At 53.2% G+C, this 24,016-nt stretch carries 19 protein-coding genes; 9 read left to right on the top strand and 10 right to left on the bottom strand.

From position 1 onward, the window contains the following. Positions 1-17: 17 nt before the first annotated feature. On the bottom strand, positions 18-1,532 hold the full coding sequence (gene caiT, locus FFT88_RS15950) for an L-carnitine/gamma-butyrobetaine antiporter (protein WP_130217472.1): 1,515 nt from the start codon (positions 1,530-1,532) through the stop codon (positions 18-20). A 472-nt stretch (positions 1,533-2,004) separates the two neighbouring features. Here caiT and FFT88_RS15945 point away from each other — a divergent pair, with 472 nt between their 5' ends. From FFT88_RS15945 to folA, 8 genes are all read left to right on the top strand, one after another. Continuing rightward, positions 2,005-2,775, top strand: a complete 771-nt coding sequence (locus FFT88_RS15945; RefSeq protein WP_135404065.1) for an electron transfer flavoprotein FixA — start codon at positions 2,005-2,007, stop codon at positions 2,773-2,775. Positions 2,776-2,789: 14 nt separating this feature from the next. Next, positions 2,790-3,731 carry an electron transfer flavoprotein subunit alpha/FixB family protein gene (locus tag FFT88_RS15940; RefSeq protein WP_135404066.1) on the top strand — a complete coding sequence of 314 codons (942 nt, stop codon included), beginning with the start codon at positions 2,790-2,792 and terminating at the stop codon, positions 3,729-3,731. Positions 3,732-3,781: 50 nt separating this feature from the next. Further along, positions 3,782-5,068: an FAD-dependent oxidoreductase gene (locus tag FFT88_RS15935; protein ID WP_001287739.1), complete on the top strand. Its 1,287-nt coding sequence runs from the start codon at positions 3,782-3,784 to the stop codon at positions 5,066-5,068. Beyond that, positions 5,065-5,352, top strand: coding sequence for a ferredoxin-like protein FixX (gene fixX / locus FFT88_RS15930; protein ID WP_000203740.1), 288 nt, complete (start codon positions 5,065-5,067; stop codon positions 5,350-5,352). Before FFT88_RS15935 ends, fixX begins: the two co-directional genes overlap by 4 nt. 58 nt (positions 5,353-5,410) lie before the next feature. Next, entirely contained in the window at positions 5,411-6,742 is a 1,332-nt protein-coding gene (locus tag FFT88_RS15925; RefSeq protein ID WP_135404067.1) for an MFS transporter, read from the top strand. Positions 6,743-6,849: 107 nt separating this feature from the next. Then, positions 6,850-7,380 carry a glutathione-regulated potassium-efflux system oxidoreductase KefF gene (kefF, locus tag FFT88_RS15920; protein ID WP_000600725.1) on the top strand — a complete coding sequence of 177 codons (531 nt, stop codon included), beginning with the start codon at positions 6,850-6,852 and terminating at the stop codon, positions 7,378-7,380. Beyond that, on the top strand, positions 7,373-9,235 hold the full coding sequence (kefC, locus tag FFT88_RS15915; protein WP_135404068.1) for a glutathione-regulated potassium-efflux system protein KefC: 1,863 nt from the start codon (positions 7,373-7,375) through the stop codon (positions 9,233-9,235). The genes kefF and kefC overlap by 8 nt, the downstream gene beginning before the upstream one ends. Positions 9,236-9,425: 190 nt before the next feature. After that, positions 9,426-9,905 (top strand): type 3 dihydrofolate reductase, encoded by a 480-nt coding sequence (gene folA / locus FFT88_RS15910; RefSeq protein WP_130217460.1) that lies wholly within the window; start codon positions 9,426-9,428, stop codon positions 9,903-9,905. A gap of 77 nt (positions 9,906-9,982) precedes the next feature. Here folA and apaH read toward each other — a convergent pair whose 3' ends face one another. Genes apaH through lptD form a run of 6 tightly spaced genes read right to left on the bottom strand, consistent with a single transcriptional unit; the run spans position 9,983 to position 16,715 of the window. After that, positions 9,983-10,825, bottom strand: a complete 843-nt coding sequence (apaH, locus tag FFT88_RS15905) for a bis(5'-nucleosyl)-tetraphosphatase (symmetrical) ApaH (RefSeq protein ID WP_130204871.1) — start codon at positions 10,823-10,825, stop codon at positions 9,983-9,985. 6 nt (positions 10,826-10,831) lie between these two features. After that, the gene (gene apaG, locus FFT88_RS15900) at positions 10,832-11,209 is read right to left on the bottom strand and encodes a Co2+/Mg2+ efflux protein ApaG (protein ID WP_130204873.1); all 378 of its coding nucleotides are present in this window, start codon (positions 11,207-11,209) and stop codon (positions 10,832-10,834) included. A 2-nt stretch (positions 11,210-11,211) separates the two neighbouring features. After that, entirely contained in the window at positions 11,212-12,033 is an 822-nt protein-coding gene (rsmA, locus tag FFT88_RS15895; protein ID WP_135404069.1) for a 16S rRNA (adenine(1518)-N(6)/adenine(1519)-N(6))-dimethyltransferase RsmA, read from the bottom strand. Next, positions 12,030-13,019, bottom strand: coding sequence for a 4-hydroxythreonine-4-phosphate dehydrogenase PdxA (pdxA, locus tag FFT88_RS15890; RefSeq protein ID WP_135404070.1), 990 nt, complete (start codon positions 13,017-13,019; stop codon positions 12,030-12,032). Before pdxA ends, rsmA begins: the two co-directional genes overlap by 4 nt. Beyond that, positions 13,019-14,305 (bottom strand): peptidylprolyl isomerase SurA, encoded by a 1,287-nt coding sequence (gene surA, locus FFT88_RS15885; protein WP_130217454.1) that lies wholly within the window; start codon positions 14,303-14,305, stop codon positions 13,019-13,021. The genes pdxA and surA overlap by 1 nt, the downstream gene beginning before the upstream one ends. A 52-nt stretch (positions 14,306-14,357) precedes the next feature. Further along, positions 14,358-16,715, bottom strand: a complete 2,358-nt coding sequence (gene lptD / locus FFT88_RS15880; protein WP_130217452.1) for an LPS assembly protein LptD — start codon at positions 16,713-16,715, stop codon at positions 14,358-14,360. A 254-nt stretch (positions 16,716-16,969) separates the two neighbouring features. Between lptD and djlA the strand changes: the two genes are divergently transcribed. Continuing rightward, a complete protein-coding gene (gene djlA, locus FFT88_RS15875) occupies positions 16,970-17,785 on the top strand; it encodes a co-chaperone DjlA (protein WP_130204881.1) in 816 nt (271 codons plus the stop codon). A 117-nt stretch (positions 17,786-17,902) separates the two neighbouring features. Here djlA and rluA read toward each other — a convergent pair whose 3' ends face one another. The 3 genes from rluA to polB all read right to left on the bottom strand — a co-directional run bounded on the left by rluA (position 17,903) and on the right by polB (position 23,995). After that, a complete protein-coding gene (gene rluA / locus FFT88_RS15870) occupies positions 17,903-18,562 on the bottom strand; it encodes a bifunctional tRNA pseudouridine(32) synthase/23S rRNA pseudouridine(746) synthase RluA (protein WP_097768558.1) in 660 nt (219 codons plus the stop codon). A gap of 11 nt (positions 18,563-18,573) precedes the next feature. Continuing rightward, positions 18,574-21,480, bottom strand: a complete 2,907-nt coding sequence (gene rapA, locus FFT88_RS15865; protein WP_130217450.1) for an RNA polymerase-associated protein RapA — start codon at positions 21,478-21,480, stop codon at positions 18,574-18,576. Positions 21,481-21,643: 163 nt separating this feature from the next. Then, positions 21,644-23,995, bottom strand: coding sequence for a DNA polymerase II (gene polB / locus FFT88_RS15860; protein ID WP_135404071.1), 2,352 nt, complete (start codon positions 23,993-23,995; stop codon positions 21,644-21,646). Positions 23,996-24,016: the final 21 nt, after the last annotated feature.

Here is a 24,016-nt window from a genome sequence, read left to right as displayed (position 1 = left end):
GATATTTTGGGGGTTAATTAATCTTTCCAGTTCTGTTTCGCGTCTTTAATAAAGGAGAGCGTCACCATAATGTTGACGAAGAACAGCGGGCATCCTCCGGCGATAATGGCAGTTTGAATCGGTTTCAGGCCGCCGAGCGCCAGCAGAACAATGCCGATAACACCAACCAACACTGACCAGCCGATACGCACCAGCAGTGGCGGCTCTTCGCCATCGCGTACTTCGCGACAAGTGGACATCGCCAGGGTGTAAGAGCAAGCGTTAATCAGGGTAACGGTGGCAATAAAGCAGAGAATGAAGAAGCCCCACATGGTGGCAGTGCTGAGCGGCAGAGCGGCCCAGGTTTCGATGATGGCGCGCGCCACACCGTACTGTTCGATCAGGTTTGGAATGTTGATGATGTTTTTATCCATCAACAGCAGAGTGTTACTGCCGAGCACGGTCCACAGGATCCAGGTGGATGCTGTCAGCCCCATTACCATACCGAAGCACAGTTCACGCACGGTACGACCACGGGAAATACGCGCCAGGAAGATACTCATCTGGATGGCGTAAATTACCCACCATGCCCAGTAGAATACGGTCCAGCCCTGCGGGAAGCCGCCTTTGCCAACGGCATCGGTATAGAACAACATGCGCGGCAGATACATCAGCAACATCCCCACCGAGTCGGTGAAGTAGTTCATGATGAAGCTGGCGCCGCTGACGATGAATACCCAGCCAAGCATCAGGAAACTCAGATAGCTGCGCACATCGCTGGCGATTTTTACCCCTTTTTGCAGACCACAGGCGACGCAGATAGCGTTGAGGATGATCCAGCAGGTAATGATAATAGCGTCCAGTTGCAGGGTATGCGGAATACCAAACAGATACTGCATACACTCGGTCACCAGCGGCGTGGCAAGACCCAGACTGGTGCCCATTGCGAAGATCAACGCCACCAGATAGAAGTTATCGACGATAGTGCCAAACAAGCCTTTGGCATGTTTTTCACCGACCAGCGGCACCAGAGTGGAGCTGGGGCGAATCACATCCATTTTGCGGACAAAGAAGAAGTACGCGAAGGCGACGGAAAGGAAGCTGTAAGTGGCCCACGGTAGCGGTCCCCAGTGGAACAAACTGTAGGCCAGCCCCAGTTCTTTCGCGCCAGTGGAGTTTGGCGCTAAAGCAAATGGCGGCGTGGAGATGTAGTAGTAGATCTCAATCGATCCCCAGAACAGTACGGCAGCAGACGTACAGGAGGCGAACATCATAAAGATCCAACTGGCGGTGCTGAACTCAGGGGGTTCGTTACCTAAACGCTTTTTGGCATACGGGCCAAATACCAGCCAGAACCAACCGAAAAGCATCACCACCATATACCATTCAAATGCCCATCCCCATACATTGGTGACGTAACTGAATACAGCATTAATAACGACATTCGCCGCATCCAGATCTCTGACTGTAAGCCAACAAAGTATGCCAACGATTATTAATGGCGGAAAGAACACCTTCGGTTCTATTCCCGTTTTTCTCTTTTCTTTTGTCATGAGTTAATTCCACTGTAAAAATAAATATTTATTTGGCGTTCCCGTTTGTTTTATTTTTGTTAACATTTAATATAATTATTATTAACCTCGTGGACGCGTTAATGGCTAACTCATAATGGGTATTCAATTGGCTGCATTCTGTGATGTAAGCCACAGTTTTTCATCGGGTAAAAACAGAGTGTCTTTGTGTGAATATCCAATATTAATCAATATGATGGGCTTGATTGTGAGTAAAAAAATAGCATCTGACTTTCAATATTGGTGATCCATAAAACAATATTGAAAATTTCTTTTTGCTACGCCATGTTTTCAATATTGGTGAGGGACTTAACAATATTGAAAGTTGGATTTATCTGCGTGTGACATTTTCAATATTGGTGATTAAAGTTTTATTCCCGAATTAAAGGACGTGATATCTGTAATTAACACCACCGATATGAACGACGTTTCCTTCATGATTTCTGGAGATGCAATGAAGATTATTACTTGCTATAAGTGCGTGCCTGATGAACAGGATATTGCGATCAATAATGCTGATGGTTCATTAGATCTCAGCAAAGCCGATGCCAAAATAAGCCAATACGATCTCAACGCTATTGAAGCGGCTTGCCAGCTAAAACAGCAGGCGGCAGAGGCGCAGGTGACGGCCTTAAGTGTGGGCGGTAAAGCCCTGACCAACGCCAAAGGGCGTAAAGATGTGCTATCGCGCGGCCCGGATGAACTGATTGTGGTGATTGATGACCAGTTCGAGCAGGCACTGCCGCAACAAACGGCGACTGCACTGGCTGCCGCGGCACAGAAAGCTGGCTTTGATCTGATCCTCTGCGGCGATGGTTCTTCCGACCTTTATGCCCAGCAGGTTGGTTTGCTGGTGGGCGAAATCCTCAATATTCCGGCAGTTAACGGCGTCAGCAAAATTATCTCCCTGACGGCAGATACCCTCACCGTTGAGCGCGAACTGGAAGATGAAACAGAAACCTTAAGCATTCCGCTGCCTGCGGTTGTTGCTGTTTCCACTGATATCAACTCCCCACAAATTCCTTCGATGAAAGCCATTCTCGGCGCGGCGAAAAAGCCAGTCCAGGTATGGTCGGCGGCGGATATTGGCTTTAACGCAGAGTCAGCCTGGTCTGAACAACAGGTTGCCGCACCGAAACAGCGCGAGCGTCAGCGCATCGTGATTGAAGGCGACGGCGAAGAACAGATCGCCGCATTTGCTGAAAATCTTCGCAAAGTCATTTAATTACAGGGGATGCTATGAACACGTTTTCTCAAGTCTGGGTATTCAGCGATACCCCTTCTCGTCTGCCGGAACTGATGAACGGTGCGCAGGCTTTAGCTAATCAAATCAATGCCTTTGTCCTCAATGATGCCGATGGCGTACAGGCAATCCAGCTCGGCGCTAATCATGTCTGGAAATTAAGCGGCAAACCGGACGCTCGGATGATCGAAGATTACGCCAGTGTCATGGCTGACACTATTCGCCAGCACGGCGCAGACGGCCTGGTACTGCTGCCAAACACCCGTCGCGGCAAATTACTGGCGGCAAAACTGGGTTATCGCCTTAAAGCGGCGGTGTCTAACGATGCCAGCACCGTCAGCGTACAGGACGGTAAAGCGACAGTGAAACACATGGTTTACGGCGGTCTGGCGATTGGCGAAGAACGCATTGCCACGCCGTATGCGGTGCTGACCATCAGCAGCGGCACGTTCGATGCGGCTCAGCCAGACGCGTCACGTACTGGCGAAACGCACACCGTGGAGTGGCAGGCACCGGCTGTGGCGATTACCCGCATGGCAACGCAGGCGCGCCAGAGCAACAGCGTCGATCTCGACAAAGCCCGTCTGGTGGTCAGCGTCGGTCGCGGCATTGGCAGCAAAGAGAACATTGCGCTGGCAGAACAGCTTTGCAAGGCGATAGGTGCGGAGTTGGCCTGTTCTCGTCCGGTGGCGGAAAACGAAAAATGGATGGAGCACGAACGCTATGTCGGTATCTCCAACCTGATGCTGAAACCTGAACTGTACCTGGCGGTGGGGATCTCCGGGCAGATCCAGCACATGGTTGGCGCTAACGCGTCGCAAACCATTTTCGCCATCAACAAAGATAAAAATGCGCCGATCTTCCAGTACGCGGATTACGGCATTGTTGGCGACGCCGTGAAGATCCTTCCGGCACTGACCACAGCTTTAGCGCGTTGATCCACTCTGGCAGGGCTGCATTACGGCCCTGCCGCTGACAGGGAGCTCTTATGTCCGAAGATATCTTTGACGCCATCATCGTCGGTGCAGGGCTTGCCGGTTCGGTTGCCGCACTGGTGCTCGCCCGCGAAGGGGCGCAAGTGTTAGTTATCGAGCGTGGCAATTCCGCAGGTGCCAAGAACGTCACCGGCGGGCGTCTCTATGCCCACAGTCTGGAACACATTATTCCAGGTTTCGCCGAGTCCGCCCCCGTAGAACGCCTGATCACCCATGAAAAACTCGCGTTTATGACGGAAAAGTCAGCGATGACTATGGACTACTGCAATGGTGACGAAACCTCGCCATCCCAGCGTTCTTACTCCGTTTTGCGCAGTAAATTTGATGCCTGGTTGATGGAGCAGGCCGAAGAAGCGGGCGCGCAGTTAATTACCGGGATCCGCGTCGATAACCTCGTACAGCGCGATGGCAAAGTTGTCGGCGTAGAAGCCGATGGCGATGTGATTGAAGCGAAAACGGTGATCCTTGCTGACGGGGTGAATTCCATCCTTGCCGAAAAGCTGGGGATGGCAAAACGCGTTAAACCGACGGATGTGGCGGTTGGCGTGAAGGAACTGATCGAGTTACCAAAGTCGGTTATCGAAGACCGTTTTCAGTTGCAGGGTAATCAGGGCGCGGCTTGCCTGTTTGCGGGATCACCCACCGATGGCCTGATGGGCGGCGGCTTCCTTTATACCAATGAAAACACTCTGTCGCTGGGGCTGGTTTGTGGTCTGCATCATCTGCATGACGCGAAAAAATCGGTGCCGCAAATGCTGGAAGATTTCAAACAGCATCCGGCAGTTGCACCGCTGATCGCGGGCGGCAAGCTGGTGGAATATTCCGCTCACGTAGTGCCGGAAGCAGGCATCAACATGCTACCGGAGCTGGTTGGTGACGGCGTATTGATTGCCGGTGATGCCGCCGGAATGTGTATGAACCTCGGTTTTACCATTCGCGGAATGGATCTGGCGATTGCCGCCGGGGAAGCAGCTGCAAAAACTGTGCTTTCAGCGATGAAAAGCGACGATTTTAGTAAGCAAAAACTGGCGGAATATCGTCAGCATCTTGAGAGTGGCCCGCTGCGCGATATGCGTATGTACCAGAAACTACCGGCGTTCCTTGATAACCCACGCATGTTTAGCGGCTACCCGGAACTGGCGGTGGGCGTGGCGCGTGACCTGTTCACCATTGACGGCAGCGCGCCGGAACTGATGCGCAAGAAAATCCTCCGCCACGGCAAGAAAGTGGGCTTCATCAATCTAATCAAGGATGGCATGAAAGGAGTGACCGTTTTATGACTTCTCCCGTCAATGTGGACGTCAAATTGGGCGTCAATAAATTCAATGTCGATGAAGAGCATCCGCACATTGTTGTGAAGGCCGATGCCGATAAACAGGCGCTGGAGCTGCTGGTGAAAGCGTGCCCCGCAGGTCTGTACAAGAAGCAGGATGACGGCAGTGTGCGCTTCGATTACGCCGGATGTCTGGAGTGCGGCACCTGTCGCATTCTGGGGCTGGGGGCGGCGCTGGAACAGTGGGAATACCCGCGCGGCACCTTTGGTGTGGAGTTCCGTTACGGCTGATGTTGGTTTGATACGTAACGCCGTACTGACTCTCATTGCAAAAAAACAGGAATAACCCATGCAACCGTCCAGAAACTTTGACGATCTTAAATTTTCCTCTATTCACCGCCGCATTTTGCTGTGGGGAAGCGGTGGTCCGTTTCTGGATGGTTATGTACTGGTAATGATTGGCGTGGCGCTGGAGCAACTGACTCCGGCGCTGAAACTGGACGCTGACTGGATTGGCTTGCTGGGCGCGGGAACGCTCGCCGGGCTGTTCGTTGGCACATCGCTGTTTGGCTATATCTCCGATAAAGTCGGACGGCGCAAAATGTTCCTCATTGATATCATCGCCATCGGCGTGATATCGGTGGCGACGATGTTTGTCTCATCCCCCGTCGAACTGCTGGTGATGCGGGTACTTATCGGCATTGTCATCGGTGCGGATTATCCTATCGCCACCTCAATGATCACCGAGTTCTCCAGTACCCGTCAGCGGGCGTTTTCCATCAGCTTTATCGCCGCGATGTGGTATGTCGGCGCGACCTGCGCCGATCTGGTCGGCTACTGGCTTTATGATGTGGAAGGCGGCTGGCGCTGGATGCTGGGTAGCGCGGCGATCCCTTGTTTGTTGATTTTGATTGGTCGATTCGAACTGCCTGAATCTCCCCGCTGGTTGTTACGCAAAGGGCGAGTGAAAGAGTGCGAAGAGATGATGATCAAACTGTTTGGCGAACCGGTGGCTTTCGAGGAAGAGCAGCCGCAGCAAACCCGTTTTCGCGATCTGTTTAATCGCCGCCATTTTCCTTTTGTTCTGTTTGTTGCCGCCATCTGGACCTGCCAGGTGATCCCCATGTTCGCTATTTACACCTTTGGCCCGCAAATCGTTGGTTTGTTGGGATTGGGGGTTGGCAAAAACGCGGCGCTGGGGAATGTGGTGATTAGCCTGTTCTTTATGCTCGGCTGTATTCCGCCGATGCTGTGGCTAAACACTGCCGGACGGCGTCCATTGTTGATTGGCAGCTTTGCCATGATGACGCTGGCGCTGGCGGTTTTGGGGCTGATCCCGGATATGGGGATCTGGCTGGTGGTAATGGCGTTTGCGGTGTATGCCTTTTTCTCTGGTGGGCCGGGTAATTTGCAGTGGCTTTATCCTAATGAACTCTTCCCGACGGATATCCGCGCCTCTGCCGTGGGCGTGATTATGTCCTTAAGCCGTATTGGCACTATTGTATCGACCTGGGCACTGCCGATCTTTATCAATAATTACGGTATCAGTAACACGATGCTAATGGGGGCGGGGATCTCGCTATTTGGCTTGTTGATTTCCGTAGCGTTTGCCCCGGAAACACGTGGGATGTCACTGGCGCAGACCAGCAATATGACGATCCGCAGGCAGCGAGCGGGGTAATTTATTCAGATTTCTCTCTTTTCTGAATCAATATTATTGACTATAAGCCGCGTGAATATATGACTACACTTTGTGGGAAAACAAAGGCGTAAACACGCGGGCTACCTATGATTCTTATAATTTATGCGCATCCGTATCCGCATCATTCCCATGCGAATAAACGGATGCTTGAACAGGCAAGGACGCTGGAAGGCGTCGAAATTCGCTCTCTTTATCAACTCTATCCTGACTTCAATATCGACATTGCCGCCGAGCAGGAGGCGCTGTCTCGCGCCGATCTGATCGTCTGGCAGCACCCGATGCAGTGGTACAGCATTCCACCGCTCCTTAAACTTTGGATCGATAAAGTTTTCTCCCACGGCTGGGCTTACGGTCACGGCGGCACGGCGCTGCATGGCAAACATTTGCTGTGGGCTGTGACGACCGGCGGCGGGGAAAGCCATTTTGAAATTGGTGCGCATCCGGGCTTTGATGTGCTGTCGCAGCCGCTACAGGCGACGGCAATCTACTGCGGGCTGAACTGGCTGCCACCGTTTGCCATGCACTGCACCTTTATTTGTGACGACGAAACCCTCGAAGGGCAGGCGCGTCACTATAAGCAACGTCTGCTGGAATGGCAGGAGGCACATCATGGATAGCCATACGCTGATTCAGGCGCTGATTTATCTCGGTTCGGCGGCGCTGATTGTCCCCATTGCGGTACGTCTTGGTCTGGGATCGGTACTTGGCTACCTGATCGCCGGCTGCATTATTGGTCCGTGGGGGCTGCGACTGGTGACCGATGCCGAATCTATTCTGCACTTTGCTGAAATCGGCGTGGTGCTGATGTTGTTTATTATCGGCCTCGAACTCGATCCACAAAGGCTGTGGAAGCTGCGTGCGGCGGTGTTCGGCGGTGGCGCATTGCAGATGGTGATTTGCGGCGGCCTGCTGGGGCTGTTCTGCATGTTACTTGGGCTACGCTGGCAGGTAGCGGAACTGATCGGCATGACGCTGGCGCTCTCTTCTACGGCAATTGCCATGCAGGCGATGAATGAACGCAATCTGATGATGACGCAGATGGGCCGCAGTGCCTTCGCGGTTCTGCTGTTCCAGGATATCGCGGCGATCCCGCTGGTGGCGATGATCCCGCTACTGGCGGCGAGCAGTGCCTCGACGACGATGGGCGCATTTGCCCTGTCGGCGTTAAAAGTGGCGGGCGCGCTGGTGCTGGTGGTACTGCTGGGGCGCTATGTCACGCGTCCGGCGCTGCGTTTTGTTGCCCGCTCTGGCTTGCGGGAAGTGTTCAGCGCCGTAGCTTTATTCCTCGTGTTTGGCTTTGGTTTGCTGCTGGAAGAGGTTGGCTTGTCGATGGCGATGGGCGCGTTTCTGGCGGGCGTACTGCTGGCAAGCTCGGAATATCGTCATGCGCTGGAAAGCGATATCGAACCATTTAAAGGTTTGCTACTGGGGCTGTTTTTCATCGGCGTTGGCATGTCGATAGACTTTGGCACGCTGCTTGAAAATCCGTTGCGCATTGTTATTTTGCTGCTCGGTTTCCTCATCATCAAAATCGCCATGTTGTGGCTGATTGCCCGACCGTTGCAGGTGCCAAATAAACAGCGTCGCTGGTTTGCTGTGTTATTAGGGCAGGGCAGTGAGTTTGCCTTTGTGGTATTTGGTGCGGCGCAGATGGCGAATGTGCTGGAGCCAGAGTGGGCGAAATCGCTGACCCTGGCGGTGGCGCTGTCGATGGCGGCAACGCCGATTCTGTTGGTGATCCTCAATCGCCTTGAGCAATCTTCTACTGAAGAAGCGCGTGAAGCCGATGAGATCGACGAAGAACAGCCGCGGGTAATCATTGCCGGATTCGGTCGTTTTGGGCAGATCACCGGGCGTTTACTGCTCTCCAGCGGGGTGAAAATGGTGGTGCTCGATCACGACCCGGACCATATCGAAACGCTGCGTAAATTCGGCATGAAAGTGTTTTACGGCGACGCCACGCGGATGGATTTACTGGAATCTGCCGGAGCGGCGAAAGCGGAAGTGCTGATTAACGCCATCGACGATCCGCAAACCAACCTGCAACTGACGGAGATGGTGAAAGAACATTTCCCGCATTTGCATATTATTGCCCGCGCCCGCGATGTCGACCACTACATTCGTTTGCGCCAGGCAGGTGTTGAAAAGCCGGAACGTGAAACCTTCGAAGGAGCGCTGAAAATCGGGCGTCTGGCGCTGGAAAGTTTAGGGCTGGGGCCATATGAAGCGCGAGAACGCGCCGATGTGTTCCGCCGCTTTAATATTCAGATGGTGGAAGAGATGGCAATGGTTGAGAACGATACCAAAGCCCGCGCGGCGGTCTATAAACGCACCAGCGCGATGTTAAGTGAGATTATCACCGAGGACCGGGAACATCTGTCACTCATCCAACGGCATGGCTGGCAGGGTACTGAAGAGGGGAAACATACCGGCAACATGGCGGATGAACCGGAAACGAAACCCTTATCCTAATAAAGAGTGACGTAAATCACGCTTTACAGCTAACTATTTGTTTTTATTTCATTGTAATGCGGCGAGTCCACGAACAGATTATGGACTCGCCAGCAAAATAAAAATTTTCTTCAACATCATCCTTTCGCCAGTCGACGAAGGTTTACGCTTTACGTATAGTGGCGACAATTTTTTTTATCAGGATACCCCAATGATCAGTCTGATTGCGGCGTTAGCGGTAGATCGCGTTATCGGCATGGAAAACGCCATGCCGTGGAACCTGCCTGCCGATCTCGCCTGGTTTAAACGCAACACCTTAAATAAACCCGTAGTTATGGGCCGCCATACCTGGGAATCGATTGGCCGCCCGCTGCCGGGGCGCAAAAACATTATCATCAGCAGCAAGCCGGGCACGGACGATCGCGTGACGTGGGTGAAATCGGTTGATGAAGCCATTGCGGCGTGTGGTGACGTACCAGAAATTATGGTGATTGGCGGCGGTCGCGTTTATGAGCAGTTCCTGCCGAAAGCGCAAAAACTGTATTTGACGCATATCGACGCGGAAGTGGAAGGCGACACCCATTTCCCGGATTATGAGCCGGATGACTGGGAATCGGTATTCAGCGAATTCCACGACGCTGATGCGCAGAACTCTCATAGCTATTGCTTTGAGATTCTGGAGCGGCGGTAAGTTTGTATAGAATTTACGGCTAGTGCCGGATGTGACGCCGGTCGCGTCTTATCCGGCCTTCCTGTATCAGGCTGTGTTTAAGACGCCGCCGCTTCGCCCAGATCCTTATGCCGGTTCGACGGCTGGACGAAATACTGTTTATCTTCCCAGCGCAGGCAGGTTAATGTACCACCCCAGCAGCAGCCGGTATCCAGCGCGTAAATACCTTCTGGCGTACCTTTGCCTTCCAGCGATGCCCAGTGACCAAAAGCGATGCTGTACTCTTCAGCGACGGGACCAGGAATCGCAAACCACGGTTTCAGCGGGGCAGGGGCTTCTTCCGGCGATTCTTTGCTGTACATATCCAGTTGACCGTTTGGAAAGCAAAAGCGCATACGGGTAAAGGCGTTGGTGATAAAACGTAATCGCGCCAGACCACGCAAATCTGGTGACCAGTTGTTCGGCATATCGCCGTACATGGCATCGAGGAAGAAAGGGTAAGAGTCGCTTGACAGTACCGCTTCTACGTCACGTGCGCACTCTTTCGCGGTCGGTAAGTCCCACTGCGGCGTGATCCCCGCGTGGGCCATCACCAGCTTTTTCTCTTCATCGATTTGCAACAAAGGCTGACGACGTAGCCAGTTAAGCAGTTCATCGGCATCAGGTGCTTCCAGTAGCGGCGTGAGACGATCTTTTGGTTTGTTGCGGCTTATGCCTGAAAATACTGCCAGCAGATGCAGATCGTGATTGCCCAGCACCAGACGTACGCTGTCGCCTAAGGATTTCACATAGCGCAGAACATCAAGCGAACCAGGACCGCGCGCAACCAGATCGCCCGTCAGCCAGAGGGTATCTTTCCCAGGGGTAAATTCCACTTTATGCAGCAATGCGATCAGTTCATCGTAACAGCCATGAACATCGCCAATAAGGTATGTCGCCATAATTTTTTAATGAATGAATATTGGAACGGCGAGTCGGAATACGGGAATGTCGATGATAAAGGGAACGCCGTTCTCATCAATCATTTCGTAGTGACCCTGCATGGTGCCCAGCGGCGTTTCGATAATCGCGCCGCTGGTATACTGGTACTCTTCGCCAGGCGCGATATGCGGTTGGACGCCCACCACACCTTCGCCCTGGACTTCTGTTTCACGGCCATTGCCGTTAGTGATCAGCCAGTAACGCCCCAACAACTGCACTGGCGCTCGCCCCAGGTTGCGTATGGTTACGGTATAAGAAAAAACGTAACGTTCATTATCAGGTGAAGATTGTGCCTCAATGTAGACGCTTTGAACCTGAATACACACTCGGGGCGAATTGATCATCGTTAACTCTCCAGCAAAGGCGCGTTCTCCGCCAGATAGTTCGCCATCTGGCAATATTGCGCGACAGAGATATTTTCCGCTCGCATCGCCGGGTCGATCCCCATTCCCGTTAACACCTCGACGCTAAACAGGTTGCCGAGGCTGTTACGAATGGTTTTACGACGCTGGTTAAAGGCTTCAGTGGTGATACGACTCAGCACGCGAACATCTTTAACCGGGTGAGGCATCGTCGTGTGCGGAACCAGGCGCACGACGGCGGAATCCACTTTGGGTGGTGGTGTAAAGGCTGATGGCGGCACTTCCAGCACCGGGATCACGTTGCAATAGTATTGCGCCATGACGCTTAATCGACCATACGCCTTGCTGTTCGGTCCTGCAACCAGACGATTCACCACCTCTTTTTGCAACATAAAGTGCATGTCGGCAATGGCATCAGTATAGCTAAACAGATGGAACATCAACGGTGTGGAGATGTTATACGGCAGGTTGCCGAAAACACGCAGCGGCTGGCCCATTTTCTCTGCCAGTTCACCGAAGTTGAAGGTCATCGCATCCTGTTGATAAATCGTCAGTTTCGGGCCTAAGAATGGATGCGTTTGCAGGCGCGCTGCCAGATCACGGTCAAGTTCGATGACTGTCAGCTGGTCCAGTCGTTCGCCAACCGGTTCGGTTAAAGCTGCCAGACCGGGGCCGATTTCGACCATTGCCTGGCCCTTTTGCGGGTTAATGGCAGAAACAATACTGTCGATCACGAACTGATCGTTGAGAAAGTTTTGCCCGAAGCGTTTACGGGCTAAATGGCCCTGGTGGACTCGATTATTCATTGGGTATTAACAATCATTTTGATGGCGAGATTAAGCGCCGTAATAAAACTGCCGACATCGGCTTTGCCACGTCCCGCCAGTTCAAGCGCGGTGCCGTGGTCCACTGATGTGCGAATAAAGGGCAGGCCCAGCGTAATGTTCACACCGCGCCCGAAGCCCTGGTATTTTAGCACGGGAAGACCCTGATCGTGGTACATCGCCAGCACGGCGTCGGCGTTATCGAGATATTTCGGCTGAAACAGGGTATCGGCAGGCAGCGGCCCGTTGAGTTTCATCCCCTGCGCCCGCAGCTCGTCGAGCACCGGAATAATGGTGTCTATCTCTTCCGTGCCCATATGACCGCCTTCGCCCGCGTGCGGATTCAGGCCACAGACCAGAATGCGCGGTTCGGCAATACCAAATTTGGTTCGCAAATCGTGATGCAAAATAGCAATCACTTCGTGCAGAAGCGCAGGGGTGATGGCGTCAGCAATATCGCGCAGCGGTAAATGCGTTGTTGCCAGCGCCACGCGAAGTTCTTCGGTTGCCAGCATCATCACCACTTTTTTCGCCTGCGAGCGTTCTTCAAAAAACTCGGTATGACCGGTAAACGGAATGCCTGCGTCGTTGATAACGCCTTTATGCACCGGACCTGTGATCAGCGCGGCAAATTCGCCGTTAAGGCAACCGTTGCACGCGCGTGCCAGCGTCTCCACCACATAATGCCCATTCTCAACTGCTAATTGTCCCGCAGTGGCAGGTACACGTAGTGCAATGGGAAGTAGCGTCAGCGTTCCCGCAGATTGCGGTTGCGCAGGGGAGTCGGGGGAATAAGGGCGGAGGTTAAGCGGTAAACCGAGCATCGCTGCCCGGTCGGTAAGGAGAGTGGCATCGGCACAAACAACCAGTTCTACCGGCCACTCTCGTTGTGCAAGCTGGACAACTAAGTCCGGGCCAATCCCGGCGGGTTCGCCGGGAGTGATCACAACACGTTGGGGTTTAACCATTAGTTGCTCAAAATTTTCACATAAGCGCTGGCGCGTTGTTCCTGCATCCAGCTTGCTGCTTCTTCCGAGAACTTACGGTTCATCAGCATGCGGTATGCACGATCTTTCTGCGCCGCATCGGTTTTATCGACATTACGGGTGTCCAGCAGTTCGATTAAATGCCAGCCGAATGAAGAGTGAACCGGTGCACTCATTTGACCTTTGTTCAGGCGGGTCAACGCATCACGGAAGGCTGGATCGAAAATATCTGGCGTAGCCCAACCGAGATCGCCGCCCTGATTTGCAGAGCCAGGATCCTGAGAGAACTCTTTTGCTGCGGCAGCAAATGTGGTTTTACCGCTCTTGATATCCGCAGCAATTTGTTCCAGTTTCACGCGGGCCTGTTCGTCAGTCATGATAGGCGACGGTTTCAGCAGAATATGGCGAGCATGAACTTCGGTCACCGAGATATTTTTGCTTTCGCCGCGCAGGTCGTTAACTTTCAGAATGTGGAAGCCAACGCCGGAACGAATTGGGCCAACAATGTCGCCTTTCTTCGCGGTGCTTAATGCCTGGGCGAAGATCCCCGGCAGCTCCTGAATGCGACCCCAGCCCATCTGGCCGCCGTTCAGCGCCTGCTGGTCGGCAGAATGAGCAATCGCCAGCTTACCGAAATCAGCGCCGTTACGCGCCTGATCGACAATGGCACGCGCCTGGCTTTCCGCCTCATTCACCTGTTCAGAAGACGGGTTTTCCGGCAGCGGGATCAGGATGTGGCTTAAGTTCAGTTCAGTGCTGGCATCATTTTGATTACCGACTTGCTGCGCCAGAGCTTCAACTTCCTGTGGCAGGATAGTGATGCGACGACGCACTTCGTTGTTGCGCACTTCCGAGATAATCATCTCTTTGCGGATCTGATTACGATAGGTGTTGTAGTTCAGACCATCGTAAGCCAGACGGCTGCGCATCTGATCCAGCGTCATGTTGTTCTGTTTGGCAATGTTGGCAATCGCCTGATCAAGCTGCTCATCGGAGATTTTAACCCCCATTTTCTGCCCCATCTGCAGGAGGATTTGATCCATGATCAAACGTTCCATGATTTGGTGGCGCAGCGTAGCGTCATCAGGAAGTTGCTGCCTTGCCTGGGCAGCGTTCATTTTTACCGACTGCATTAATCCATCAACGTCGCTTTCCAGCACGACGCCGTTATTGACGACGGCTGCGACTTTATCGACTACCTGGGGGGCAGCGAAACTGGTATTCGCAATCATGGCGATACCGAGAAGCAGCGTTTTCCAGTTCTTCATACTTTTTCCATTTCAATTAACCGCACTGCGGATTACGTGGTAAATCAACAAATCACAAAGAGTTTTGATACGGCAGAATGTTCGAACGCAGCATCTCTTGCGTACCCAGACCGTAGTTGGAACTCAGGCCACGAAGTTCGATGTTAAAGCCGATTGCGTTGTCATATATCGCATGTTGTTTATCGTTATCCCAACCGTTCAGCTTACGCTCATAACCGACGCGAATCGCATAGCAGCAGGAGCTGTATTGCACACCTAACATTGAGTCGGCTTGCTTGTTCGCGTTGGTGTCGTAGTAGTACGCCCCGACAATCGACCAACGATCGGCGATTGGCCAGCTAGCGACTGCACCCACCTGCGAAATGCCATTCTTATACTGCTCGGCAGTGGAATAGTATTTAGGCAGTGTAGCCTGAATATATTCCGGGCTGGCGTAGCGATAGTTCAGCTGTACCAGACGGTCTTCATCCCGACGGTATTCAATGCTGGTGTTACTGGTGGCTACGTTATCAAGACGAGTATCGTACTGAATACCGCCACGCAATCCCCAGCGCTCGGAGATGCGCCAGTAGGTATCGCCTGCCCATACCAGTGAGCCCGTTTTGTCGTCATTCTCCCATGTTATGTTGTCATCGCCAGTGCGAGACTCCGTGAAATAGTAGATTTGACCAACGGAAATATTAAAACGTTCAACGGCTGCATCATCATATACGCGAGTTGTGATACCGGTCGTGACCTGGTTCGCGGAAGCAATACGGTCAAGACCGCCATAAGTCCGGTCCCGGAACAGGCCCGAGTAGTCGGATTGCAGCAATGAGGAGTCATAGTTATAGATGTCGCTCTGATCGCGATACGGCACATACAGGTATTGTGCGCGCGGCTCCAGCGTCTGGGTGTAACCCGGCGCCAGCATTTCCATATCACGTTCGAAGACCATTTTGCCGTCAACTTTAAATTGCGGCATTACGCGGTTAACAGAATCTGCCAACTTATTGTTTTGTGGGTTGCTGTTATACCAGTCGAGATTGGTCTGCTGATAATGGGTAGCCAGTAGCTTCGCTTCGGTATTGATACTGCCCCAGGTGTTAGATAACGGCAGGTTGATCGTCGGCTCCAGATGAACGCGAGTAGCCTCCGGCATGTTGCTGTTTGTATTAACAAAATGCACTGCCTGACCATAAACTCGGGTATCAAACGGGCCGAGATCATTATGGTAGTAGTTGACGTCTAACTGTGGTTCAGCGGCATAGCTGTTGCCACTGGTATCATCAAAAACCTGGAATTGTTTCGTCGAAAGCGTGGCGTCAAAGTTCTGCACCGCATAGCCCACGCTGAATTTTTGCGTGGCGTAACCATCGGTACTGGAACCATATTTATTATCAAAATCATTGAAATAGGTCGGGTCGCTGACTTTGGTGTAGTCGATGTTAAAGCGCCAAACCTGGTCCATCACTCCAGAGTGTTGCCAGTAGAACAACCAACGGCGTGAATTGCTATCTTCTGGATGTTCATCTTCATAGACTTTATCCGAAGGCAGATAGTCCAGTTCCATCAAGCCTGCGCCGGCCTGGGTGAGATAACGGAATTCGTTTTCCCACATAATGTTGCCACGACGATGCATATAATGCGGCGTGATGGTGGCATCCATATTTGGCGCGATGTTCCAGTAATACGGCAGGTAGAACTCAAAGTAGTTGGTGGTGGTGTACTTGGCGTTCGGGATCAAGAAACCAGAGCGACGTTTGTCGCCCACCGGCAACTGCAAATACGGGCTATAAAAGATCGGTACCGGACCCACCTTAAAGCGGGCGTTCCAGATCTCCGCAACTTGTTCTTCGCGGTCATGAATAATTTCGCTACCTACCACGCTCCAGGTGTCAGAACCCGGCAGACAGGAGGTAAAGCTACCGTTATCCAGAATGGTATAGCGGTTTTCGCCACGCTGTTTCATCAGGTCTGCTTTACCGCGCCCCTGACGCCCCACCATCTGATAATCACCTTCCCAGACGTTGGTGTCTTTGGTGTTCAGATTCGTCCAGCCTTTTGGCCCTTTGAGGATCACCTGGTTATCGTCGTAATGGACATTACCGAGCGCATCGACGGTACGTATCGGCTCCGGTTGGCCTGGCGCCTCTTTTTGATGAAGCTGTACTTCATCGGCCTGCAGACGGCTGTTACCCTGCATGATATCCACGCTGCCGCTAAACACGGCGTCATCGGGGTAGTTCCCCTTTGCATGGTCAGCATTAATCGTCACGGGTAGGTCATTGGTATCGCCCTGTACCAGAGGACGGTCATAGCTTGGCACGCCCAACATGCACTGTGAGGCGAGGTCGGCTGCCAGTCCCTGTTGACTATAAAGGGCGGTGGCAATCATGGTGGCCAGGAGAGTGGGGATACGTTTTTTCATACGTTGATTTTATTGTTCCATCATCGGTAACGTTGCGCGTGACAAACGGTCAGAGACTAACGTACTCGTCATCTCTACGCTAGTGTTAATCCTGTCCGAATAGCGTCTGTGGTGTTAGGCACGGCATTGAATGACAGGTATGATAATGCAAATTATAGGCGATGTCCCACAATTGACCGCAGCCGGAAAACGGTAAAAGCACCTTTATATTGTGGGAGATAGCGCTGGTTTCCGTAAGTCCATTTGGGGAATATATGCAGTATTGGGGAAAAATCATTGGCGTGGCCGTGGCCTTACTGATGGGCGGCGGCTTTTGGGGCGTAGTGTTAGGCCTGTTAATTGGCCATATGTTTGATAAAGCCCGTAGCCGCAAGATGGCGTGGTTCGCCAACCAGCGCGAGCGTCAGGCGCTGTTTTTTGCCACCACTTTTGAAGTGATGGGGCATTTAACCAAATCCAAAGGTCGCGTTACCGAGGCTGATATTCATATCGCCAGCCAGCTGATGGAGCGAATGAATCTTCATGGTGCTTCCCGTACTGCGGCACAAAATGCGTTCCGGGTGGGAAAATCAGACAATTACCCACTGCGCGAAAAGATGCGTCAGTTCCGCAGTGTCTGCTTCGGGCGTTTTGATTTAATTCGCATGTTTCTGGAGATCCAGATTCAGGCGGCATTTGCTGATGGTTCGCTGCATCCGAATGAGCGAGCGGTGCTGTATGTCATTGCTGAAGAATTAGGGATCTCCCGCGCCCAGTTTGATCAGTTTCTGCGCATGATGCAGGGCGGTGCACAGTTTGGCGGCGGTTATCAGCAGCAGTCCGGCGGTGGTAACTGGCAGCAAGCGCAGCGTGGCCCGACGCTGGAAGATGCCTGTAATGTGCTGGGCGTGAAGCCAACGGATGAGGCGACCACCATTAAACGCGCCTACCGTAAGCTGATGAGTGAACACCATCCGGATAAGCTGGTGGCGAAAGGTTTACCGCCAGAGATGATGGAGATGGCGAAGCAAAAAGCGCAGGAAATTCAGCAGGCGTATGAGCTGATTAAGCAGCAGAAAGGATTTAAATAAGTTTCAAAGTGTAGGCCTGATAAGACGCGACCCGCGTCGCATCAGGCAATCGGCGCAAAATTGCCGGATGCGGCGTGAACGCCTTCTCCGGCCTACCGAACTTCGCCAGCGTGACGATTAAAAATCCGCTGGCGCTTTAAACGTCATACTATTGCTATACGCCGGATGAGTAATTGTCAGCATCTCCGCATGCAGCAACAAACGCGGTGCCATTGCTCTCGCTTCTGGTGATGCATAAAAACGATCGCCGAGAATCGGATGACCCAGCGCCAGCATATGCACACGCAACTGATGCGAACGCCCGGTAATCGGTTTTAACACCACTCTTGCCGTGTTATCCGCCGCATACTCCACCACTTCATATTCCGTCTGCGCAGGCTTGCCCGTTTCGTAACAGACTTTCTGTTTCGGGCGGTTTGGCCAGTCGCAAATCAGCGGTAGATCCACCAGACCTTCTGCGGGGGATGGATGCCCCCAGACGCGGGCCACATACTGCTTTTTCGGCTCGCGCTCGCGGAACTGGCGTTTTAATTCCCGCTCCGCGGCTTTGGTCAGCGCCACTACAATCACGCCGCTGGTAGCCATATCCAGACGATGCACCGATTCTGCCTGCGGATAATCACGCTGAATGCGCGTCATCACGCTGTCTTTGTGCTCTTCCAGACGACCCGGTACAGACAACAAACCGCTCGGCTTGTTGACCACCATAATGTGGTCATCCTGATACAGGATAACCAGCCAGGGTTCCTGCGGTGGATTGTAGTTTTCCATCCCCATTTTCGGCTCCGTTACTGATGCGTCACAACGATCAAACGCAGGGCATCCAGACGCCAGCCTGCCTGATCCAGGCTTTCCATTACCTGCTGACGGTTGCTTTCAATGGCGGTCAGTTCGTCGTCACGAATGTTCGGGTTCACTGCGCGCAGCGCTTCCAGACGAGACAGCTCGGCAGACAGTTTTTCGTCGGCTTCGTTACGCGCTGCATCAATCAATGCACGGGCAGATTTCTCGATCTGCGCTTCACCCAGCTGAAGGATAGCGTGAACATCCTGCTGCACGGCGTTAACCAGTTTGCTGCCGGTGTGACGGTTCACCGCGTTAAGCTGACGGTTAAAGGTTTCAAACTCCACCTGCGCCGCCAGGTTGTTGCCGTTTTTATCCAGCAGCATACGTACCGGTGTCGGCGGCAGGAAGCGGTTGAGCTGCAACTGCTTCGGCGCCTGGGCTTCAACGACATAAATCAGTTCCACCAACAGCGTACCTACCGGCAACGCTTTGTTTTTCAACAGTGAAATCGTGCTGCTACCGGTATCGCCAGAAAGGATCAGATCCAGACCGTTGCGGATGAGCGGATGCTCCCAGGTAATAAACTGTGCATCTTCACGCGCCAGCGCCACTTCACGGTCGAAGGTGATGGTAATACCGTCTTCCGACAGGCCAGGGAAGTCCGGCACCAGCATATGATCGGACGGCGTCAGCACGATCATGTTGTCGCCGCGATCGTCCTGATTGATACCGATGATATCGAACAGGTTCATGGCGAAGGCGATCAGGTTAGTATCGTCATCCTGCTCTTCAATGCTTTCTGCCAGTGCCTGGGCTTTTTCGCCACCGTTGGAATGGATTTCCAGCAGGCGGTCACGACCCTGTTCCAGCTGTGCTTTCAGCGCTTCATGCTGCTCGCGGCAGTTTTTGATCAGATCGTCAAAGCCTTCGGTTTGATCCGGTGAAGCCAGATAGTTAATCAGATCGTTGTATACGCTATCGTAAATAGTGCGTCCGGTCGGGCAGGTGTGCTCGAATGCATCCAGACCTTCGTGATACCAGCGCACCAGCACCGACTGAGCGGTTTTCTCCAGATAAGGCACATGGATCTGAATATCGTGCGCCTGACCAATACGATCCAGACGACCAATACGCTGCTCCAGCAGATCCGGGTTGAACGGCAGATCGAACATTACCATGTGGCTGGCGAACTGGAAGTTACGTCCTTCAGAACCGATTTCCGAGCACAGCAGTACCTGCGCACCGGTGTCTTCTTCAGCAAACCAGGCGGCAGCGCGGTCACGTTCGATAATCGACATGCCTTCGTGGAACACTGCGGCGCGAATACCTTCACGTTCGCGCAGTACTTGCTCCAGTTGCAGCGCGGTAGCGGCTTTGGCGCAGATCACCAGCACTTTCTGAGAGCGATGGCTGGTCAGGTAGCCCATCAGCCACTCAACGCGCGGATCGAAGTTCCACCAGGTGGCGTTATCACCTTCAAATTCTTGATAAATACGCTCCGGGTAGAGCATATCGCGAGCGCGATCTTCCGCACTTTTGCGTGCGCCCATAATGCCGGACACTTTAATTGCGGTCTGATACTGCGTCGGCAGCGGCAGCTTAATAGTGTGCAGCTCGCGTTTCGGGAAGCCTTTCACACCGTTACGCGTGTTACGGAACAGCACGCGGCTGGTGCCGTGGCGATCCATCAGCATCGAAACCAGTTCCTGACGGGCGCTCTGTGCATCTTCGCTGTCGCTGTTTGCTGCTTGCAACAGCGGCTCAATATCCTGCTCGCCGATCATCTCACCGAGCATGTTCAGTTCGTCATTGCTCAGTTTGTTACCTGCCAGCAGCATGGCAACGGCGTCCGCAACCGGACGATAATTTTTCTGCTCTTCAACGAACTGCGCGAAATCGTGGAAACGGTTCGGGTCCAGCAAACGCAGACGGGCGAAGTGGCTTTCCATACCCAGCTGTTCCGGGGTTGCGGTCAGCAGCAGAACGCCCGGCACGTGCTCTGCCAGTTGTTCAATAGCTTGATATTCACGGCTCGGCGCATCTTCGCTCCACACCAGGTGATGCGCTTCATCGACCACCAGCAGATCCCACTCGGCTTCACAGAGGTGTTCCAGACGCTGTTTGCTACGACGGGCAAAATCCAGCGAGCAAATCACCAGCTGTTCGGTATCGAACGGGTTGTAAGCATCGTGCTGAGCTTCGGCATAACGCTCATCATCAAACAGAGCAAAGCGCAGGTTGAAACGGCGCAGCATTTCTACCAGCCACTGATGCTGTAAAGTTTCCGGTACGATAATCAGCACACGTTCAGCAGCGCCAGAGAGCAACTGCTGATGCAGGATCATCCCGGCTTCAATGGTTTTCCCTAACCCCACTTCGTCAGCCAGCAGAACGCGCGGCGCGTGGCGGCGACCAACATCATGAGCGATGTTGAGCTGGTGCGGGATCAGACTGGTACGCTGACCGCGCAGGCCGCTGTACGGCATACGGAACTGTTCGCTGGAATACTTACGCGCGCGATAACGCAGCGCAAAGCGGTCCATACGGTCAATCTGCCCGGCAAACAGACGGTCCTGCGGTTTGCTGAACACCAGTTTGCTATCAAGGAAAACTTCACGCAGGGCAACGCCGGACTCTTCATTATCCAGGCGAGTACCGATATAGGTCAGCAAGCCATTTTCTTCTTTTACTTCTTCGACTTGCATCTGCCAGCCGTCATGGCTGGTAATGGTATCACCAGGGTTGAACATCACGCGGGTCACGGGGGAATCACTGCGTGCGTACAGACGGTTTTCACCAGTAGATGGGAAAAGTAATGTGACAGTTCGCGCATCCACCGCGACAACGGTTCCAAGTCCTAATTCGCTTTCTGTATCGCTGATCCAGCGTTGACCAAGTGTAAAAGGCATATGTGTTTGGCTCTATATCTTTAATTGCAGGCAATAACTACCCGCTACCAGGCTAATGTGGTAGTGGTGTTATTCAGGTCCAGGAATGGAAAGGGCGCTATGGTACTGGATGGCAAGGCATTCGTCACGCATCAAAATGGTATCTGACGAACTCTTTTTTTGCTCAAAATAGCCCAAGTTGCCCGGTCATAAGTGTAGCAAAATTATCCTCAATAAAGGGGAGTATTCCTTCCGCCACTGGCTGAAGCTGGCGGGTCAGATAGTGTTCGTAATCCAGCGGTGAACGTTGGTAGTCCAGCGGCTCCGGTCCGTTGGTGGTCCATACGTACTTAATGGTGCCACGGTTCTGGTATTGCAAGGGGCGACCGCGAGTTTGGTTTTCTTCATCGGCAAGGCGTGCAGCGCGTACATGTGGCGGTACATTACGCTGATATTCGCTCAGCGGACGGCGCAGCCGTTTACGGTAAACCAGTTGGGCATCCAGTTCACCCGCCATCAGTTTGTCGATGGTTTCGCGTACGTATTCCTGATATGGCTCGTTGCGGAAGATGCGCAGGTAAAGTTCCTGCTGAAACTGCTGGGCCAGCGGCGTCCAGTCGGTGCGCACGGTTTCCAGCCCTTTAAACACCATCCGCTGTTTGTCACCCTCCTGAATCAGCCCGGCGTAGCGTTTTTTGCTACCGGTATCGGCTCCGCGAATGGTTGGCATCAGAAAACGGCAGAAATGAGTTTCATACTCCAGTTCTAATGCGCTGGTCAGCCGTTGTTTTTGCAGCGTTTCCGCCCACCAGGCGTTAACGTGCTGCACCAGTGCACGACCGATTTTCGCCGCCTCTTCTTCCGAATGTGCGCCTTTCAGCCAAACAAACGTTGAGTCGGTATCGCCGTAGATCACGTCGTAGCCCTGCGCTTCGATCAATGCTTTGGTTTGCCGCATGATCTGATGACCACGCATGGTGATCGACGAGGCCAGGCGCGGATCGAAAAAGCGGCAGGCGGTGGTGCCGAGCACGCCATAAAAGGCATTCATGATGATCTTCAGCGCCTGCGACAGCGGCTTGTTGCCCTGACGTTTGGCTTCATCGCGCCCGTGCCAGATGTTAGTCACAATCTCCGGCAGGCAATGTTTTTCCCGCGAGAACCAGGCATCGAGAAAACCTTCGGTACTGTGCTGTGGATCAGGCTGCGCCATGCCTTCTACCAGCCCGACGGGATCAATCAGAAAAGTGCGGATGATCGACGGGTACAGGCTTTTGTAGTCCAGCACCAATACTGAATCATAAAGCCCAGGCCGCGAATCCATCACGTAGCCGCCAGGGCTGGCGTGCGGCGGCACTTCGCCGAGATTAGGCGCGACATAACCAGCGCGATGCATACGGGGGAAATAGAGATGACCAAACGCTGCCACCGAACCGCCGTGTCGATCCACCGGCAGGCCGTTCACCGTTGCTCGTTCGAGCAAAAACGGCATGATTTCAGTTTTGTGGAAAATCTGCGTTACCAGTTCGCAATCTTTCAGGTTATAAGTCGCCAGCGCGGGCTTATCTTCGGCGAAACGACGGTCAATTTCGTCCATTCGATCCCACGGGTTATCGATAGATTTTCCTTCGCCTAATAGCTCCTGAGCGACAGTTTCCAGTGAGAATGAAGAGAAATTCCAGAACGCGGATTTCAGCGCCTCGATACCGTCGATAATTAGCCGACCTTTGGCCTGGGCGAAAAAGACGCCGTCTTTAAAGCCGTGCTCGCGCCACTCCAGCTCGCTGTTATCGCGCCCCAGATGCAGTGGAATACGGTAACGCTCGGCATGTTTTTGCAGCATTCGCAGATCGAACTGCACCACGTTCCAGCCGATGATCACATCGGGATCGTGGTTTGCAAACCAGGCGTTAAGTTTTTCCAGCAGCTGCGGGCGGCTGGCAACGTACTCCAGTTCGAAATCGAGCGCGGAGGCGTCGCCATTCTCTGGCCCCAGCATATAAACGATGCGCTGCCCGCAACCTTCCAGGCCGATGCAGTACAGCTCACCGTGGCGGGTGGTTTCAATATCAATAGAAACCCACTTGAGCGGCGGACGATAGTCGGGATGCGGTTTCAGGCGAGCATTTACGATAGCGCCATTGCGCATATCTCCCTCGACCCACACCGGAGCGGTGATAAACCGCTCCATCAGATAGCGTTCAGGCGGGCGCACATCAGCCTCGTAGACGGTAACGCCACCTTCACGCAGGCGCTTTTCGTAATTCATCAACTGGCGATGAGCGCGACAGTAAAGGCCATACACCGGCTGGCGGTGAAAATCCTTTAACGCCAGCGGCGTCAGGCGAAAACCTTGTTCACCCTGCAAAATATGCTGAGCGCGGGGAACCTGATCGGCGGGAATAAACGCCACGGATTCTTGCGGCGCAAGCGTAACGTGCAACGGCCCGTTGTCCGTTGCCAGCCAGAAAGAAACTTCGGTCCCTTGAGGGGTATCCCGCCAGTGTCGGGTTAAGATAAAACCTGCCTGCGCCACGCTGAAAATCCAATAAAAAAC

Source organism: Escherichia sp. E4930 (genome assembly GCF_005845405.1).
In the GTDB taxonomy this organism is placed as follows: Bacteria; Pseudomonadota; Gammaproteobacteria; order Enterobacterales; family Enterobacteriaceae; genus Escherichia.
The sequence above is the reverse complement of the archived record's forward strand: the minus strand, read 5'-3'. Positions and strand labels throughout refer to the sequence as shown.